The organism is Pseudomonas sp. H2_D02 (assembly GCF_054677635.1).
On record NZ_CP162816.1, the window covers coordinates 3,544,608 to 3,560,282 of the forward strand.

Genomic DNA, 15,675 nt, shown 5'->3' on the forward strand with positions numbered 1-15,675 from the left:
CAACGTTGACCTCCATGGCCGTCAAAATCCCCTCACTCAACGGCCTGAAGGCGTTCGAATCAGCCGCGCGCCACATGAGCTTCACCCAGGCTGCCCTCGAATTGAATGTCACCCAGACAGCGATCAGTCATCAAATCCGGCGGCTGGAGGACGAACTGGGCGTGCGCCTGTTCCTGCGGCTCAAGGACGGCCTCGCATTGACCGATGAAGGTCGCGCCTATTTTCCAGGCGTTCGTTCGGCATTCCATGAGTTGCGTCATTGCACCGAAACCTTGTTGGATTCGGTCCATGACAGTGCGCTGACGGTGAGTACCCTGGTGTCCTTCGCATCAAAATGGCTGCTGCCTAGATTGGCCTCGTTCCAGGAGGCCTATCCCAACATCGATGTACGTGTCTCGGCTTCCACCGACCTGGTGGATTTTCGCAAGGTTGGAATCGACGCGGCCATTCGTTACGGCTCCGGAGATTGGAAGGGCCTGCGCGCTGACTGGCTAATGTCCGATGAGGTTTTTCCAGTGTGCAGTCCGAATCTGCTGGTGGGACCCAATGCGCTGAAGGCGCCCGGCGATCTGACCCATCACACCTTGTTGCAGGTCAGTGGCATGACGCGGGACGATTGGAGCCTCTGGCTGGGGGCCGCCGGCCAACCGAGCGCCCTGGCCGAAGGCTCACGGTTGACCTTCGACCTGGCGATGATGGCCGTGCAGGCGGCCATCGACGGCTTGGGCGTTTGCATCGGCCGCTCGACCTACGTCGACGACGATCTGAAGGCGGGTCGACTGGTCGCGCCGTTTGCCCTGAGGTTGAAGTCCGATCTCGGTTTCTATCTGGTGACACCCGTCGAAGCAGCCCACTCGAAAAAGGTCGAGGCGTTCAGGGCCTGGTTGATCGATTCGATCAGGGGGGCAAACACACCGGGTACTCTGTCGCTGGATTAAACGTCCATCCTACTGCGGCGGACGTTGCGGCAACGCCGAGTGGCCGAACGTATTGCCCATGCGAATCCGCGTGGCCGACTGGTTGTACAGACCCAACTTGTTCGGCGCTCGCTGCTCTATCGGCACGTTCAACGCTTCCTGGTTCTTGCGCGCTGCCGCCGTACCCTTCGGGTTGGCCATCTGTTCGCTCAGGCATTCGTAGGACAGCGCCTTGTACCCGTTTACCTCGACATTGATGCATCCCTCATTCGCCGGCTCCGCGGCTTGGGCCCACAAGGGAAGGGCAGCAAGCAGCAGCGCGTATACACGACAGTCCATGGCGAAGCTCCTTTTCCAACGGTAGAAGCCTGAATCTACCTCGTATTGGAGCAAGGTATGACGATGTTTTTTTTGCAGCGCCAGTCACACAAACGACATGTACACGTCTCATGATGCGCCAACGCAGGGCGTCGACACGCCGTTCGGGCCGGAAGATGTCTATGTCAAGAGAAGCGCTGAGCAGGTGCTGCCTCGCGCCCACGGTACTGTTCCTGTTGCTCCATGCATTGATGCCGCAACGCGACGCGTGGTCTGCCACGCCTGCGCCCCACGAGGCGGGCGACAGGCTGGCGCGTTCTGTCGAGTTTGCGATACCCGCCCAGGAAATGACCGTCGCCCTTGACCTGTACAGCAGGGCCAGCGGGATGGCGATCCTGGTGGACCGTCAACTTGCGCACGGGCGACGTTCGACGGCTGTGCACGGGCGTCTGAATGCCCGCCAGGCGTTGGAACAGTTGCTGGCCGGTAGCGGCTTGGCGGCGCTCTATACCGGTGCGGATGCTTTTACCGTGAAAAAGGCAGAGCTACCCAGCCGCGCCGATGCGTCTTCGCGCAACGGTGGTTCCACGGTGCGCGAGGACAATTTTGCCCGTGCATTGCAGGTCGCGTTGGAGCAGGCGCTTTGCCGTTCTGCGGTGACGCGTCCGGGCCATTATCGAGCGGCGCTACAGCTGTGGGTCGGAGGATCGGGCGAGGTGCGCAAGAGTCGCTTGCTGGCGTCCACCGGTGACGCCCGGCGCGATGCGGCGATTATCGAGGGCCTGAGCACATTGGACATCGGCCGTGTCCCGCCGTCTTCGTTGCCGCAGCCGGTGACGGTGCTGGTGGTGCCGGGCGCCGCTTCGGCAGGCACGGAATGCAACCCATGGGAAGGAGCGGTAAAGCCATGACGGAAAAGGAGCAGAGCGCCATGCTCAAGGTGTTCCTGGCTTCCTATGATGTGTTTCGCGCACGCTTGCGCCGACGTCTGGGCTCCGATGACCTGGCCAACGACGTATTGCACGAAACCTATCTTCGGGTAGACCGCATGGAACCTCCGGCAGATGTGCAGAAGCCGGGCGCCTACCTGTTCCGCATGGCCCTGAACATCGCGGCTGACCGTCGTGCGCAGGATGCACGCTTGCTCACCGGCACTGAAATCGAAGAACTGATGCAAACCGCCGACGAACATCAGGACCCGGCGGTGATCGTCGGTGGCCAGATTGAAATTCGCGCGCTGATGCAGGCGCTGACCGAGCTTGCGCCCCGGCGCCGGCAAATATTGATGGCATCACGCATGGAGCAGACACCGCATCAGGAGATCGCCCAGCGATTCGGCATCTCCACCCGGATGGTCGAGAAGGAACTCAAGGCTGCGCTGCAATACTGTGCCGATCGCCTGGAAAGAAAAGTGATTCAGCGGTTCGGTCCCGGCGCGGGAAAACAGTCTTAGGTAATAAGGCGCTCGTCGCGCATTCCTTCTTGAGTCATTTCACGTTTGAAAAACATGTCTATAAGCGCATCTGAATCGGCCAGTGCCACGGCTAACCAGCTCCGGGAAGAAGCGTTCCATTGGCTGGTGCGCTTGACTTCAGGGCACGCCACCCACGCCGACGCCGAGGCTTTTCGGCGCTGGAGTGCGCAAAGTTCCGAGCACGCCCGTGCCTTTTTCCTGGCCCGCCAGTTGTGGCAGGCCATGGCGCCCGCGGAGCAGAAGCTCCGCCAGGAGCAGGCGGTAAAGGTCGTCAGCCACCCGCGGCGTTTCGGACGCCGGGCATTTCTCGGCGGCGCGATTGCCGCGTCGGTTGCGGTGCTGGTCGCGCGTCCGTCACTGCTGGATGGCTGGCCCATGGGCGCGGATTTTCATACCGGTGTCGGCGAGCAACGCCACGTCGACCTGACGCAGGGCGTGGTGCTTGAACTCAATACCCAGACGCGCATCAGCCAGCGCAGCGAGGCCCTTGGTGACGCCGCCATCGAAGTACTGAGCGGTGAAGTGGAAATCCAGGCCAGCACGGCGTTGCGTGTGCTTGCCGGCAATGGCGAGTTGTTCGCCGATGGCGCGCGGTTCAATGTGCGGGCCACCGAGGGTAGCGTGTGCGTGACGTGCCTGGAGGGCCGCTTGCAACTGAAACATCAGGGGCGGCGCGTGAGCCTGGAGCAGGGCCGACAATTGACCTATACCGCGCAGCGACAAGGCCAACCCACCTCTTTCGATACCCAGCAAGTCATGGCTTGGCGTCAACAGTTGCTGGTGTTCAACGATGCCCCCCTCGCGAGCGTGATCGATGAGATCAACCGCTACCGTCCCGGCATGATCGTGCTGATGAACGCTGAGCTCGGGCGGCGCAAGGTTCAGGCGCGCTTCAGCCTGGCGCAACTGGCGAATGTCGCCGTACTGATTCGCGATGCCTACGGCGCCACCATCACCGAGCTACCGGGCGGCGTGGTGCTGGTCAGCTAGGCGTTTTCATTCCAGTGGGCTGCTATTGAAGCGGTGCCAGCACCTGGCGGTAGCGCTCGGTGCCGTGTGCCGTGCGACGGCTGAAGCTGATTTCCAGACCCGCCGGATTTTCCTCCTTGCTGCCAGTCAGATGGCGCCAGCCCCGGTCGGCGCGCCATACACGCACATCAACGCGCTCAAGCTCACTCAACACCGCGACACGCTCCTTGGGCGCGGGGAGGGGATAGCGTGACCGGGCGACGCCCGAGGCACGGAAAAGCGTGCCGTTTTCAATCCACCATCTCACCCGTTGCATCTTGCCGTCCTGGTCCGCCGCGGCGCGTATCAATTCCAACTGCAAAGGGTCGCTGTCGCTGCTGCGAATGCTGATCGCGGCAGGCGCCGAGGGGCGGGTGGCGGTGGGTTCATCGGGCGGTGGCGGCTCGGCCAGTTCAGTGGTGGCTCGCAGGGCGAAGTCACGCTGCAGCTGGTTGAATGCGCGCATCAGTTGCGCGTGCTGTTCGGCGCTGTCCTGCAGGTGGGCGTCGGCGCGGGTCACACCGTCGAGCCCGCGCCAGGCGATCAGGCTGACGATGGTCATCAGCAGGATGGCGACCATCACTTCAATCAGCGTGAAGCCGTTCTGCCGGACCATCAATGCACCTCGATGCTGCCAGCCGCCGTGCGCGTCACCGATACGCTGGCCTGGTTGCTGGACAGAATGACTTGCAGGGGCGGGGCAATCCATTCGGCATCGAGCACCAGCGTTTTCCCTGGGTGGATGCGCACCTGCACCGGTCCCGCGCTCCAGTGCCTGGGGCGCAGTTGCGGGTCGTTGATGAACTCCCGATCCTGTGCGCCGACAGCATCCAGCCGCACGAAACGGTAACCCTGGCTGTCGGCGACCCAGGCGATGCGACGACCATCGCTGCGCGCTTCGGCCTGGGCGGTTTCCAGCAGCAAGGCCAGGCGCTTGGCATCTTCGCGCAGGCCGCTGGCAGCGTCGGCGTGGATATTCAAGCTGATGGCGGCGGTGGCGATGCCGATGATCACCAGCACGACCATCAATTCGATCAGCGTGAAGCCGCGTTGTCGGTGTCGCCATTCATTCATGGTCGCTACGCCTTTCGCTGGGGTGAATTTGCAATAAAACCGTGAGAAAGCGCTGGTAGCCTGAAGCACTGGACGTCACGGAGGATCCGCTCATGCGCCATTTCCATCGCCTCGATCCGGCCACGCTGGTCCAGGCTGTCGCCGTGTTGGCCAGCGTGGCGGGGCTTGTCACCTGGGGCTTCTTGCTCAACGATTCGGCGCCCGTGCAAGCCCAGGCCAATAGCGAACCCTTGCCGCCCTTGGCAGCCACTGGCCAAGCCGCGGCGCAATGGTTCGCCAGTTCCGCGCAGAATCTGGAGATCAAGCTCAGCGGCCTGCTGGCCGGACCCCATGGCGCGGTGGCGATTCTCAGCATCGAGGACTCGCCGCCGCGGGCTTTTCGTGCGGGTGAGCAATTGGGCGAAGGTGTGCGACTGCGCGGAATCGAGGCTGATGCCGTGGTCATCGAGCGGGCCGGCGTTGAATCTCGCCTGTCGATGGCTCGTCTGCCGGTGCCGGTGGCGCTGCCGTCGTTGCGCTGATTCATGGCGGGGTGACAGGGCGGCTGAGCAGCGTTTCCAGGCGCGCCAGCGGCGGTCCGTCATGTTCACGTTCATGCACCAGCACTTTCACGCTCAGCAGGTCGCCACTGCGGGTTACCTGCTGCTCGCAGCTGAGTTTCAAGCGCCCTTGATCACAGCGTTGCATGGCGCTGCCCTTATCTGTGGCCCCGCGCAGACGCAATTCGGCCAGGCTGTTCTGGGCCGCCAACAGCGCCATCGAGCGATCCCGCAACAGCGCGTTGCTCTGGCTCATTTGTGCACTGGCGCGAACAGCCGCTGACATCGCCACCGCCACGATCAGCAGCGCCACCAATACTTCGATCAGGGTAAAGCCGCGTTGCCGGGGTACCTGTCGGGTCATGGCAATGAGCATCGTCGGGGAAATGTGCTTCAGCCTAATGCCCGCGTTTGACGGATTGCTGACCAAAGCTCCTGAGGATTTTTTATACCAGTGACATATGCCGCTGGAACAATCCGCAGCGAATGGAAACCTCAACCAGCGCCAGAACGCGGCGCCAGCCAAGGAGTGTCGAGATGGGTGTCGCATCGTCTGGCCGTCCCACACATGGCCCTCGCCGGCAGCAAGGTTTTACCCTGATCGAGATCATGGTCGTGGTGGTCATCCTCGGCATCCTTGCCGCGATGGTCGTGCCGAAGGTGCTTGACCGCCCGGACCAGGCCAGGGCCACGGCGGCCCGCCAGGATGTTGCGGGGCTGATGCAGGCACTCAAGCTGTTCCGTCTCGACCAAGGGCGCTACCCGACCATGAACGAAGGGCTCAAGGCCCTGGCGGAAAAACCCGCGAACGCCACCAGCGGCAATTGGCGCGCGTACCTGGAACGGTTGCCCAAGGACCCGTGGGGCCGCGCCTACAACTACCTCAATCCGGGCACCAACGGTGAGGTCGATGTGTTTTCCCTCGGCGCCGATGGGCAGCCCGACGGCGAAGGTGTCAACGCTGATATCGGCTCCTGGCAGCTCTAGTCGTGAATCGCTCAGCCCAGCGTGGCATGGCGGTGATCAGCGCCTTGCTGGTGGCGACCGTGGTCGCGGTGATCGCCGCTGGCATGATCGCCCGACAGGTCCAGGTGACTCGCAGCGTGGAAAGCGAAAGCCAGCGGGTGCGGGGTGCCTGGCTGTCCAATGGCGTATTGGAATGGACCCGCCAGGCGCTCTGGCAGCAACGCTTGCGCGAGCCCATGACGCGTTTGGACCAGGCGTGGGCGCAGCCCTTGCGTGGGGTGCGCCTGGACGCTGAAAGCGGGGTGTTCGACGGCCATATCAGCGATGAGCAAAGCAAGTTCAACCTGCGCAACCTGATCCTCGACGGCCAACTCGACACACTGGAAGTCGCCGTATTCGAACGCCTGTGCGCCGAGCTGGGCGTGCCCGTGGCCCAGGGCAACCGTATCGTCCAACGCGTGGTGGAGGCCTACCCCAAGCGCTTGCGTCCACCGCCGCCAGCCTCCAGCGCGGCACCCGGGTTCGACAGCGGTCGCCTGACATCGCCGGACGCCGAAAGCCAGCCGCTGCCCGCCACCCGGCCGATGTTGCGCGGTCTCGATGACCTGGCCGGCCTGCCCGGGATCGACCTCGCGGCCCTTGAGCGCCTGCGCCCCTATGTCACGGTGCTGCCGGCGCCCACTTGGGTGAATGGCAATACCACCACGGCCCAGGTCTTGGCCGCGCGAGTGCCCGGCATGAGCGTGGCGCAGGCGCAGGCGCTGATTACCGAGCGTGACCGCGGCCAGTGGTTCATCAACAGCGGGGATTTCCTCAACCGCTTGCGCGTGCCGCAGATGAGCACCGAGCAGCTGCGCCTGGGCATTACCAGCGAGTGGTTTCTATTGCGGGGGCAGGCCACGGTCGAACAGCGCCGCTTCGGCGTCGAAGCGTTGTTTTATCGCAGCGAGCAGCGCAGGCCGCAAGTGGTCTGGTCGCGGGTGGGCGCATGAGCACCTTGCTACGGATAGCGCTGGCGCCGCTGGCCCAGTTGACGGCCGACAGCCCGTTGGACTTCGCCTGGCTCGATCGCAAGGGCGCGCTGGTCGAACAGGGGAGGCAACCCCTGCTCGAGCTGAGCGGCGCGGCCCAAGGCAAAGCCATGGAGCTCTGCTTGCATCCTCAAGACACGTTGCTTGCCTGCATCGAATTGCCGCCACTTCCACCGGCGCGCCTTGGCGATGCCGTGCGCTGTGCGGCAGACAACCTCCTGCTGGGCTGCGACGATACCGTGCACCTGGTGCACGGGCCTCGTGATGCGGGCGGCCAGGTTCAACTGGCTTGGTTCGAGCGTGCGGCCCTGTTGGGTCTTTTGCAATTGTTGCAGGGGCTCAAGTTGCAGCCGCGTGGTGTGTACGCGGCGCCTTGTTTTCTGCCGCTGGCTGAGCCGGGCACATGCACGGCGGCAAGCGTGGAAGGTCATTTGCTGGTCCGTGAGGATATCCAGCGCGCCTGGGTGCATCCCATGATGCAGGAAGGCGCCGAACAGTTGCGCGAACGGACGGTGCGTTGGGTCGGCGAGGGGCCGGAATCCGTCGATTCATGGCCGGACGAGCAGCGCTGGCTCGGTCCGGTTCCCGCCTGGAATCTACTGAACGGGATCGAACAAAACGTGCGGGGGAATCGGCGCTGGGGCCGCGCGGTCGGCTGTTGCGCGGTGGCGGCGTTGATCTGGACCCTGGGCCTCAACCTGTACGCGGTGCGGTTGGCCGGCGAGGGCCAGGCAATCAAGGGACAGATGACCAGCCGGGTCCAGCAGGCTTTTCCTGAACTGCCGGTGATCCTCAATCCCTTGCAGCAGGCTCGCCAGCAACGCGATGCCCGGCGCAATGGGGCGCTGGCCGAAGGTCCGGTCAGCTTCGCCGCCTTGGTGCAGCAGGCGGCTGGGCAGTTGCCGTTCATGGCGGGCGCGGTCGACAAACTCGACTTCGACGGCAGCGAATTGCACCTGACCCCGCGCACGCCTGCCCGCAAGCCACCCGCCGATAGCAACTGGCAAACCAGCCTGGCGCAAGCGGGCATCGTGGCCGATCTCGCCAATGGGCAATGGACGCTGAAGCGTTTGCCCGCGGACGCCAGGGCAGCGCCCGTTGCGGGAGGCACGGATGAATAGCCTGGCACGTTACCGCGCCCGCTGGCAGGCGCAGCGAGCCAGCGCTCAGCAGTTCTGGCAACGCAGTAGCGCCCGGGATAAACGCATCCTGCGGATTGCCGCGCTGGTGTTGCCCGTGGTGGTGCTGTGGTACGGCCTGATCCAGCCGCCACTGCAACGCATCGACCATTGGCAAGCCGAACTGCCGCGCCTGCGTTCCCAGGCGGCAGCGCTGGATGGGGTGCTGGCCGAGGTGCAGGGCGCCGGCGTGGTGCCCGGCGCGATCACGCCACAGCTTGTGAAAGAGCGTTTGGATGGCATCGGCCTGGCCGGCGCCTACGACCTGGAGCACCGGGTCGAGGCCGACGCCACAACCTGGCGGCTGACCCTCGACAACGCGCCCGCCGATGCCTTGTTGAACTGGTTATTGGACGACGCACCGAGGCTCGGCCTGCAGGTGCGCGACGCTCATTTGCAACGGGCAACCTCGCAAAGCACTGAGACGGCCGCGCGGATTTCCGGGGTCGTTGGCATGGAACAGGCGCCCGGCGCTAAGGAATCCTCATGAAGCGGTTTGGTACGTATGCGTCAACAATTCCCTTGGCGCTGTTGCTCAGTGCCTGTAGCCAATTGGGCAGCGAGCAGGCGCAGCCCATTCCCGCTCAAAGTGAGCTGGGCCAGCCGCTCGCACAGACCGGCAGCGGTGACGCGCTGGTCGAGCGCCAGCGCGTGCAGGCACAGGCAGAGCAACGACGCCAGGTCACGCGCAAGGCATCGTCGCGCCCGAACCTCCGTCCGCTCGATGCTGGCCCGACTGGCAACGGACTGGGCAATCAACCGGTGCAGTTGAATTTCGTCGAGGCCGATATTCCCGCCGTGGTGCGTGCGCTGTCCCGCGCCACCGGTCGCCAGTTCCTGGTGGACCCACGTGTCAAAGGCCAGTTGACCCTGGTGTCCGAAGGCGAGGTGCCGGCCCGCACGGCCTATGACATGTTGCTCGCGGCCCTGCGCATGCAGGGTTTTGCCGTGGTCGAAGTGGAAGGCGTCAGCCAGGTGGTCCCGGAAGCCGACGCCAAGTTGCTGGGCGGGCCGGTGGGGGATGCCGATCGCGCGGCGGGCAACGGCATGATCACCCGGACCTTTCGCTTGCAATACGAAAACGCCGTCAACCTGATCCCGGCACTGCGGCCCATCGTATCGGCCAACAACCCCATCAATGCCTACCCCGGCAATAACACGGTGGTGGTCACCGACTATGCGGAAAACCTCAACCGGGTGGCGCAGATCATCGCCAACATCGACATACCCGGCGCCATCGACACCGATGTGGTGCCCGTGCAGAACGGTATTGCCGTCGACATTGCGACGATGGTGTCCGAGTTGCTCGACGTGCAGGGCGCCGATGCGACGCAAAAGGTGTCGGTGATCGGTGACCCACGATCCAACAGCATCATCCTGCGCACCGGCAGCCCCGAACGCACCGAGCTGGCCCGGCAGCTGATCTACAAGCTCGACAATGCCCAGAACAACCCGAGCAATCTCCACGTGGTGTACCTGCGCAACGCCCAGGCCAACAAGCTGGCGCAAGCCTTGCGCGGCTTGCTCACCGGTGAAGGGGAAATGGCCGGTGCGTCCACCGACAGCGCACGGAACCTGTTGAACGGCGGTGGCCTGGGTGGCCCGGCGGGCAGCAGTACGAGCGGAAACGGCAATAATTCGTCGAGCACTACCGGCAGCAGTTCGCAAACCAACAATGGGCAGAGTGCAGGCCTGCAGATGTCGAGCGGCCAGGGCAGCCATCAGGCAGGCGAAGGCGCAGTGGCGTTTTCCGCCAACGGCGTCACCGTGCAGGCCGATACCACCACCAACACCTTGTTGATTTCCGCGCCCGACCCGCTGTATCGCAACCTGCGCGAAGTCATCGATCTGCTCGACCAGCGCCGCGCCCAGGTGGTGATCGAAAGCCTGATCGTCGAGGTCAGCGAAGACGATGCGAGTGCGTTCGGCATCCAGTGGCAAGCTGGCGATCTGGCGGGCAACGGCTGGATCGGTGGCGCCAACCTGGGCGGTGCTGGCATCAATACCTCGGCCAGGAACAGCATTGATGCACTGCCCGGAGGCCTGAGCATCGGCAAGGTGTCGGGCACGGTGAATATTCCCGGCATCGGCCAGGTGCTCGATTTGAAGGTGCTGGCCCGCGCCCTGAAAAGCAAGGGCGGAACCAACGTGTTGTCCACGCCCAACCTGCTGACGCTGGACAACGAAGCGGCGAGCATTTTCGTGGGCCAGACCATCCCCTTCGTCACCGGCAACTACGTGACCAACGGCGGCGGCAACAGCAACAACCCGTTCCAGACCATCGAGCGCGAGGAAGTCGGGCTGCGCCTGAACGTGCGCCCGCAGATTTCCGAGGGTGGCACGGTCAAGCTGGACATCTACCAGGAAGTCAGCAGCGTGGACCCGCGCGCCTCCAGCGACGCCGGCACGGTGACCAACAAGCGCGCCATCGACACCAGCATCCTGCTCGACGACGGACAAATCATGGTGTTGGGTGGCTTGTTGCAAGATGGCTTTACCGAAAGCTCCGACGCGATTCCGGGGCTGGGCAGCATCCCGGGCATTGGCGCGCTGTTTCGCAGCGACAGCCGCTCGCGGACCAAGACCAACCTGATGGTCTTCCTGCGGCCCTACATCATTCGCGACAGTAACGTCGGCCGCAGCATTACCCTCAATCGCTACGATTTTATCCGCCGTGCCCAGGGCAATCTGCAGCCAGCGCACAAATGGCCGCTCACCGATATGCAAGCACCGCAGTTGCCGCCGGCCGCCCAGGCGATGCCGCTCAATCCGTCACCCCGCCAGCCGATACCGCTCAATCAGCCACCCCGAGCGATGCGCGCCGTGCCGCTGGAACCAGGTGGGCAGCCATGAGCCCCTCCCTGCAAACCGGTGCGGGCGCGTTGCCCTATGCGTGGGCCAAGGCGCAGCGGCTCCTCCTCAAGGCCGGCGAGGAGGGCAACGTATTGCTGGTCAGTGCCGCGACGCCGGGCTGGGCCATCAACGAGGTACGCCGGCGTTATGGTCCCACTGCGTTGCAACGGATACGCGACGAAGAGCTCGAAGCGCTGTTGACCAGCGCTTATGCCGACACCGGCAGCGCCGCGGCGATCGTCGGCGCGGCGGAAAACGAAGTCGACCTTGATCGCCTGATGCAGGACATCCCGGAAGTCACCGATTTGCTGGACAGCGAAGGTGGCGCCCCGGTCATCCGCATGATCAACGCATTGCTGACCCAGGCCGCACGGGATGAGGCCAGCGATATTCATATCGAACCGTTCGAAAGCCATTCCGTGGTGCGTTATCGCGTCGACGGAGCCCTGCGGGACGTGGTCGCGCCGCGCAAGGCCCTGCACGCGGCGCTGGTGTCGCGGATCAAGATCATGGCGCAATTGGACATCGCCGAAAAACGCTTGCCCCAGGACGGCCGCATCGCCCTGCGTGTTGCCGGACGGCCCATCGATGTGCGGGTGTCCACCGTGCCCACCGGCCACGGCGAGCGGGTGGTGATGCGCCTGCTGGACAAACAGGCCGGGCGCCTGCAATTGGAAACCCTGGGCATGGCGCCCGCGGTGCTGAGCCAACTGGATCAACTTATCCGCCAACCCCACGGCATCGTGCTGGTCACCGGCCCCACCGGCAGCGGCAAGACCACCACGCTGTATGCCGCCCTGGCCCGCCTGGATGCCAGCACCAGCAATATCCTGACGGTGGAAGACCCGGTGGAATACGACTTGCCGGGCATCAGCCAGATCCAGGTCAACACGCGGATCGACATGAGCTTCGGCCTGGCGCTGCGGGCAATCCTGCGCCAGGACCCGGACGTGATCATGATCGGTGAAATCCGCGATCAGGAGACCGCGCAGATCGCGGTCCAGGCCTCGCTGACCGGACACCTGGTGTTGGCGACCTTGCATACCAACGATGCGGTGTCGGCGGTGACGCGGCTGACCGACATCGGCGTCGAGCCGTTCCTGTTGGCGTCGTCATTGCTCGGCGTCCTGGCGCAACGCCTGGTGCGTCGCCTGTGTCCGGCGTGCAAACAGCCTGACGAAGCCGCGCCGGGCCAATGGCGTCCTCATGGTTGCCCGCGCTGCAACCATACCGGTTACAGCGGCCGTACCGGTATCCACGAACTCTTCGTGGTGGACGATGAAGTGCGGCGGTTGATCCATCAGGGTGAAGGCGAGCAGGCCTTGCGCACCTGTGCGCGACAGGCCGGCATGTTGAGCATGCGCGAGGACGGCGAACGCTGGGTGAGCAGTGGCTCCACCGCCCGCGAAGAAATCCTGCGCGTGACCCGGGACGCCTGATGAACCGCTACCGTTTCGAGGCCGCCGATGCCTCGGGGAACATCGAGCAAGGCGTGCTTGAGGCCGATAGCCAGCGCAGTGCGATGGGCGAACTGCGCGGCCGTGGGCTGACGCCGTTGCGCATCGACGAGCAGTTGCACGTCGGCAGCGCCGGTGCCTCGGGCCTGTTCAGCGCAAAATTGTCGGACAGCGACCTGGCCTGGGCTACCCGTCAATTGGCGAGCCTGTTGGGCGCCAGTCTGCCGCTGGAAGCGGCCCTGTCGGCTACCGTCGACCAGGCCGAGAAACGCCACATCGCCGAAACCCTCGGCGCGGTGCGCGGCGATGTGCGCAACGGCATGCGCCTGGCCGATGCGTTGGCCGCGCGACCACGGGATTTTCCCGAGATCTACCGGGCGATGATTGCCGCTGGCGAGGAGTCTGGCGATCTCGCCCAGGTGATGGAGCGCCTGGCCGACTACATCGAAGAGCGCAACAACCTGCGGGGCAAGATCCTCACGGCCTTCATCTACCCAGCGGTGGTGGGCGTGGTGTCGATTGTCATCGTCATCTTCCTGCTGGGTTTCGTGGTGCCACAGGTGGTCAGCGCTTTTTCCCAGGCGCGCCAGGACTTGCCCACCCTGACCCGGGTGATGTTGCAGGCCAGCGACTTCCTGCGCGCCTGGGGTTGGGCCTGCTTTGCCGGGCTTGCCGGATGCTGGTGGGGATGGCGGCGCTATTTGCGTAACGCCGACGCACGCCTGGCCTGGCATAGCCGGGTGCTGCGGCTGCCGCTGATCGGCCGCTTCGTGCTGGGGGTCAATACCGCGCGTTTCGCCTCGACCCTGGCGATTCTTGGCAGCGCTGGCGTGCCGCTGTTGCGCGCCCTGGATGCCGCCGGGCAGACCCTGGCCAATGATCGCCTGGCCCATTGCGTGGCCGACGCCACCTTGCGGGTGCGCGAAGGCGTGGGCCTCGCCAATGCACTGCGGGTCGGCAAGGTGTTCCCGCCCATCCTGATTCACCTGATCGCCAGCGGTGAAAAAACCGGGGCCTTGCCGCCCATGCTCGAGCGCGCCGCGCAAACCTTGTCGCGCGACATCGAGCGCCGGGCCATGGGCATGACGGCACTCCTGGAGCCGCTGATGATCGTGATCATGGGCGGGGTGGTGTTGACCATCGTCATGGCCGTGTTGCTACCGATCATCGAGATCAATCAGCTGGTGCAATGACACCTGCGCGAGCCCACTCCTGAGCGCCACTCGGGTTCATCCGTTCGACATCTACGCTGCGCCAGGCTACGGCGCACGGGGGAGGGCATGCCACGGTCTCACGCTCGCGCTGCTAAAACTGAGCAAAATGTCAGGAAAGTGTCGGTAACTCCCGAGAATATTTAGGAAAAACAAGGTCGAACACCCGAGTTTTTTTCCTTTCTCTGTCACTGGAAATTGAGAGTTTCTACGCCGTGGCCACCCCTTCGAACGAGCGCCGGAAGTCCGCTCGGGGCAGCGGTCGCGATGAGAAGCACAAGCGAACTACCAACGTCCAGACACGATGAAAGGAGATTCTTCATGTTCAAGCGCAACGTTCTCGCCGTTTCCATGGCCGTCGCCGGCCTTTGCTCTGCCCAGGCCATGGCCGCTGTCGTCGGTGGCGGTGCCACCCTGCCGCAAAACCTGTACGGCGTGCCACCGACTGGTGGCGTCGCAGCGCCCGTCGGCATCCTCAACGGTCCAGCGCCACAACCGGCCTTCGACAACTACGTGGGTGTGGGCAGCGGTGGCGGCAAGACTGCTTTTCTGACCAACAACTCGGACGTGCTGGTCTGGAACCTCGACGGCAACTCCGCAACTGCCCTGGAAAAGGTCTACGTTCCGGCCGTGACCGTTGACTACGCCGGCAGTGATTCGATTCTGTCCACTGCCGAACTGACCACCTATCGCGCCGCTCACCAGTCGCCAGCCGTGCCAACCGGCAACGCTGCCAACTGGGGTCCGATCATCCAGATTCCTGCCGAAGCCACTTCGGTGACCGTTCCGTATAAGTTGACGCTGGCCAACGGTACCGCGGTCAACAACCTGAACCTGACCAGCGCCCAACTGTGCGACATTTTCTCGGGCACCGTCACCACTTGGAACCAGGTCAACAGCACCTACCCGACCACCCCGATCAAGGTCTACTACCGTGCTGGCAGCAGCGGCACCAGCGAGATCTTCACCCGTCACCTGAACAGTCAGTGCCCGACCAAGTTCACCACCAACGGTACCTTCACCACGGCGGTCGGCACCGTTCCGGCGAACGCCACTGCCGTGACTGGCAGCGCCGCGATGGCCAGCACCGTGTTGTCCACCGAAGGCGCCATCGGCTACGTCGGGCCGGAAGATGTCAACGCCACCAGCAACGCCGTGGTCGCTCGCGTCAACGGCAACCTGCCTACCGTCGGCAACGTGACGACCGCGCTGAGCACCATTGCGCCGCCCGCCACCGCTGATCGTGGCCTGCCGGAAAACTGGGCCAAGGTCCTGCCTAACCCGGCGACGGGCTACAGCATCGTCGGCTACACCTTCCTGGTGTTCAACCAATGCTACAAGGACAGCACCGATACCGCGGCCGTACGTGACTTCATCAGCCGCCACTACACCCTGTCCGATGCCAACAACAACGACGATGAAATCATCGCCGCCAAGCTGATTCCTATCACCGACACTTGGAAAACGGCCATTCGCAGCACTTTCTGGACCGCTACCAACTCGCTGTCGGTGGGTAACACCACCGCCTGCAACGGCATTGGTCGTCCGCAATAAGCGTTGATCAGGGTCTGCTTCATGAACCGGCAACAGCCTCGCGCTGTTGCCGGTTTTTCATTTCAGCCAACCGCCCGACAGATGAACATTGCGTG

Annotated in this window: 17 protein-coding genes; 13 read left to right on the forward strand and 4 right to left on the reverse strand. The window is 64.0% G+C overall.

Annotated features, from left to right (window positions below; all coding sequences use genetic code 11):
* Positions 1-14: 14 nt before the first annotated feature.
* Positions 15-938 carry a transcriptional regulator GcvA gene (locus tag AB4N42_RS16355; RefSeq protein ID WP_460114998.1) on the forward strand — a complete coding sequence of 308 codons (924 nt, stop codon included), beginning with the start codon at positions 15-17 and terminating at the stop codon, positions 936-938.
* A 9-nt stretch (positions 939-947) separates the two neighbouring features.
* Here the strand turns inward: AB4N42_RS16355 and AB4N42_RS16360 are convergent, their stop codons facing one another.
* Positions 948-1,256, reverse strand: coding sequence for a hypothetical protein (locus AB4N42_RS16360; RefSeq protein WP_181289710.1), 309 nt, complete (start codon positions 1,254-1,256; stop codon positions 948-950).
* A gap of 161 nt (positions 1,257-1,417) precedes the next feature.
* Here AB4N42_RS16360 and AB4N42_RS16365 point away from each other — a divergent pair, with 161 nt between their 5' ends.
* From AB4N42_RS16365 to AB4N42_RS16375, 3 genes are read left to right on the forward strand one after another with little or no spacing between them, the layout of a single operon-like run.
* A complete protein-coding gene (locus AB4N42_RS16365) occupies positions 1,418-2,146 on the forward strand; it encodes an STN domain-containing protein (protein ID WP_460114999.1) in 729 nt (242 codons plus the stop codon).
* Entirely contained in the window at positions 2,143-2,688 is a 546-nt protein-coding gene (locus AB4N42_RS16370) for an RNA polymerase sigma factor (RefSeq protein WP_198796762.1), read from the forward strand. The genes AB4N42_RS16365 and AB4N42_RS16370 overlap by 4 nt, the downstream gene beginning before the upstream one ends.
* 54 nt (positions 2,689-2,742) lie before the next feature.
* The gene (locus AB4N42_RS16375; protein WP_460115000.1) at positions 2,743-3,699 is read left to right on the forward strand and encodes a FecR family protein; all 957 of its coding nucleotides are present in this window, start codon (positions 2,743-2,745) and stop codon (positions 3,697-3,699) included.
* Positions 3,700-3,721: 22 nt separating this feature from the next.
* On the opposite strand, the gene AB4N42_RS16380 is transcribed toward AB4N42_RS16375, so the two are convergent.
* Together AB4N42_RS16380 and gspH are read right to left on the reverse strand one after the other, a co-directional pair.
* Positions 3,722-4,333: a prepilin-type N-terminal cleavage/methylation domain-containing protein gene (locus AB4N42_RS16380; RefSeq protein ID WP_217859632.1), complete on the reverse strand. Its 612-nt coding sequence runs from the start codon at positions 4,331-4,333 to the stop codon at positions 3,722-3,724.
* Positions 4,333-4,791, reverse strand: coding sequence for a type II secretion system minor pseudopilin GspH (gspH, locus tag AB4N42_RS16385; RefSeq protein ID WP_460115001.1), 459 nt, complete (start codon positions 4,789-4,791; stop codon positions 4,333-4,335). The genes AB4N42_RS16380 and gspH overlap by 1 nt, the downstream gene beginning before the upstream one ends.
* A gap of 92 nt (positions 4,792-4,883) precedes the next feature.
* On the opposite strand from gspH, the gene AB4N42_RS16390 reads away from it, so the two are divergent.
* A complete protein-coding gene (locus AB4N42_RS16390; protein WP_460115002.1) occupies positions 4,884-5,312 on the forward strand; it encodes a type II secretion system protein N in 429 nt (142 codons plus the stop codon).
* Position 5,313: 1 nt separating this feature from the next.
* On the opposite strand, the gene gspI is transcribed toward AB4N42_RS16390, so the two are convergent.
* On the reverse strand, positions 5,314-5,694 hold the full coding sequence (gene gspI / locus AB4N42_RS16395) for a type II secretion system minor pseudopilin GspI (protein WP_217859629.1): 381 nt from the start codon (positions 5,692-5,694) through the stop codon (positions 5,314-5,316).
* A 173-nt stretch (positions 5,695-5,867) separates the two neighbouring features.
* On the opposite strand from gspI, the gene gspG reads away from it, so the two are divergent.
* The 8 genes from gspG to AB4N42_RS16435 all read left to right on the forward strand — a co-directional run bounded on the left by gspG (position 5,868) and on the right by AB4N42_RS16435 (position 15,580).
* A complete protein-coding gene (gene gspG, locus AB4N42_RS16400; protein WP_323155780.1) occupies positions 5,868-6,317 on the forward strand; it encodes a type II secretion system major pseudopilin GspG in 450 nt (149 codons plus the stop codon).
* 26 nt (positions 6,318-6,343) lie between these two features.
* On the forward strand, positions 6,344-7,288 hold the full coding sequence (gene gspK, locus AB4N42_RS16405; RefSeq protein ID WP_460116399.1) for a type II secretion system minor pseudopilin GspK: 945 nt from the start codon (positions 6,344-6,346) through the stop codon (positions 7,286-7,288).
* Positions 7,285-8,448, forward strand: coding sequence for a type II secretion system protein GspL (gene gspL / locus AB4N42_RS16410; RefSeq protein ID WP_460115003.1), 1,164 nt, complete (start codon positions 7,285-7,287; stop codon positions 8,446-8,448). Before gspK ends, gspL begins: the two co-directional genes overlap by 4 nt.
* Entirely contained in the window at positions 8,441-8,995 is a 555-nt protein-coding gene (gspM, locus tag AB4N42_RS16415) for a type II secretion system protein GspM (protein WP_323155778.1), read from the forward strand. Before gspL ends, gspM begins: the two co-directional genes overlap by 8 nt.
* On the forward strand, positions 8,992-11,358 hold the full coding sequence (gspD, locus tag AB4N42_RS16420) for a type II secretion system secretin GspD (protein WP_460115004.1): 2,367 nt from the start codon (positions 8,992-8,994) through the stop codon (positions 11,356-11,358). The genes gspM and gspD overlap by 4 nt, the downstream gene beginning before the upstream one ends.
* Complete coding sequence (gene gspE, locus AB4N42_RS16425) at positions 11,355-12,797, forward strand: type II secretion system ATPase GspE (RefSeq protein WP_198796771.1); 1,443 nt, start codon at positions 11,355-11,357, stop codon at positions 12,795-12,797. The genes gspD and gspE overlap by 4 nt, the downstream gene beginning before the upstream one ends.
* Positions 12,797-14,008: a type II secretion system inner membrane protein GspF gene (gene gspF / locus AB4N42_RS16430; RefSeq protein WP_407683222.1), complete on the forward strand. Its 1,212-nt coding sequence runs from the start codon at positions 12,797-12,799 to the stop codon at positions 14,006-14,008. Before gspE ends, gspF begins: the two co-directional genes overlap by 1 nt.
* A gap of 339 nt (positions 14,009-14,347) precedes the next feature.
* Entirely contained in the window at positions 14,348-15,580 is a 1,233-nt protein-coding gene (locus AB4N42_RS16435) for a substrate-binding domain-containing protein (protein WP_198796773.1), read from the forward strand.
* The last annotated feature ends 95 nt before the right edge of the window (positions 15,581-15,675 follow it).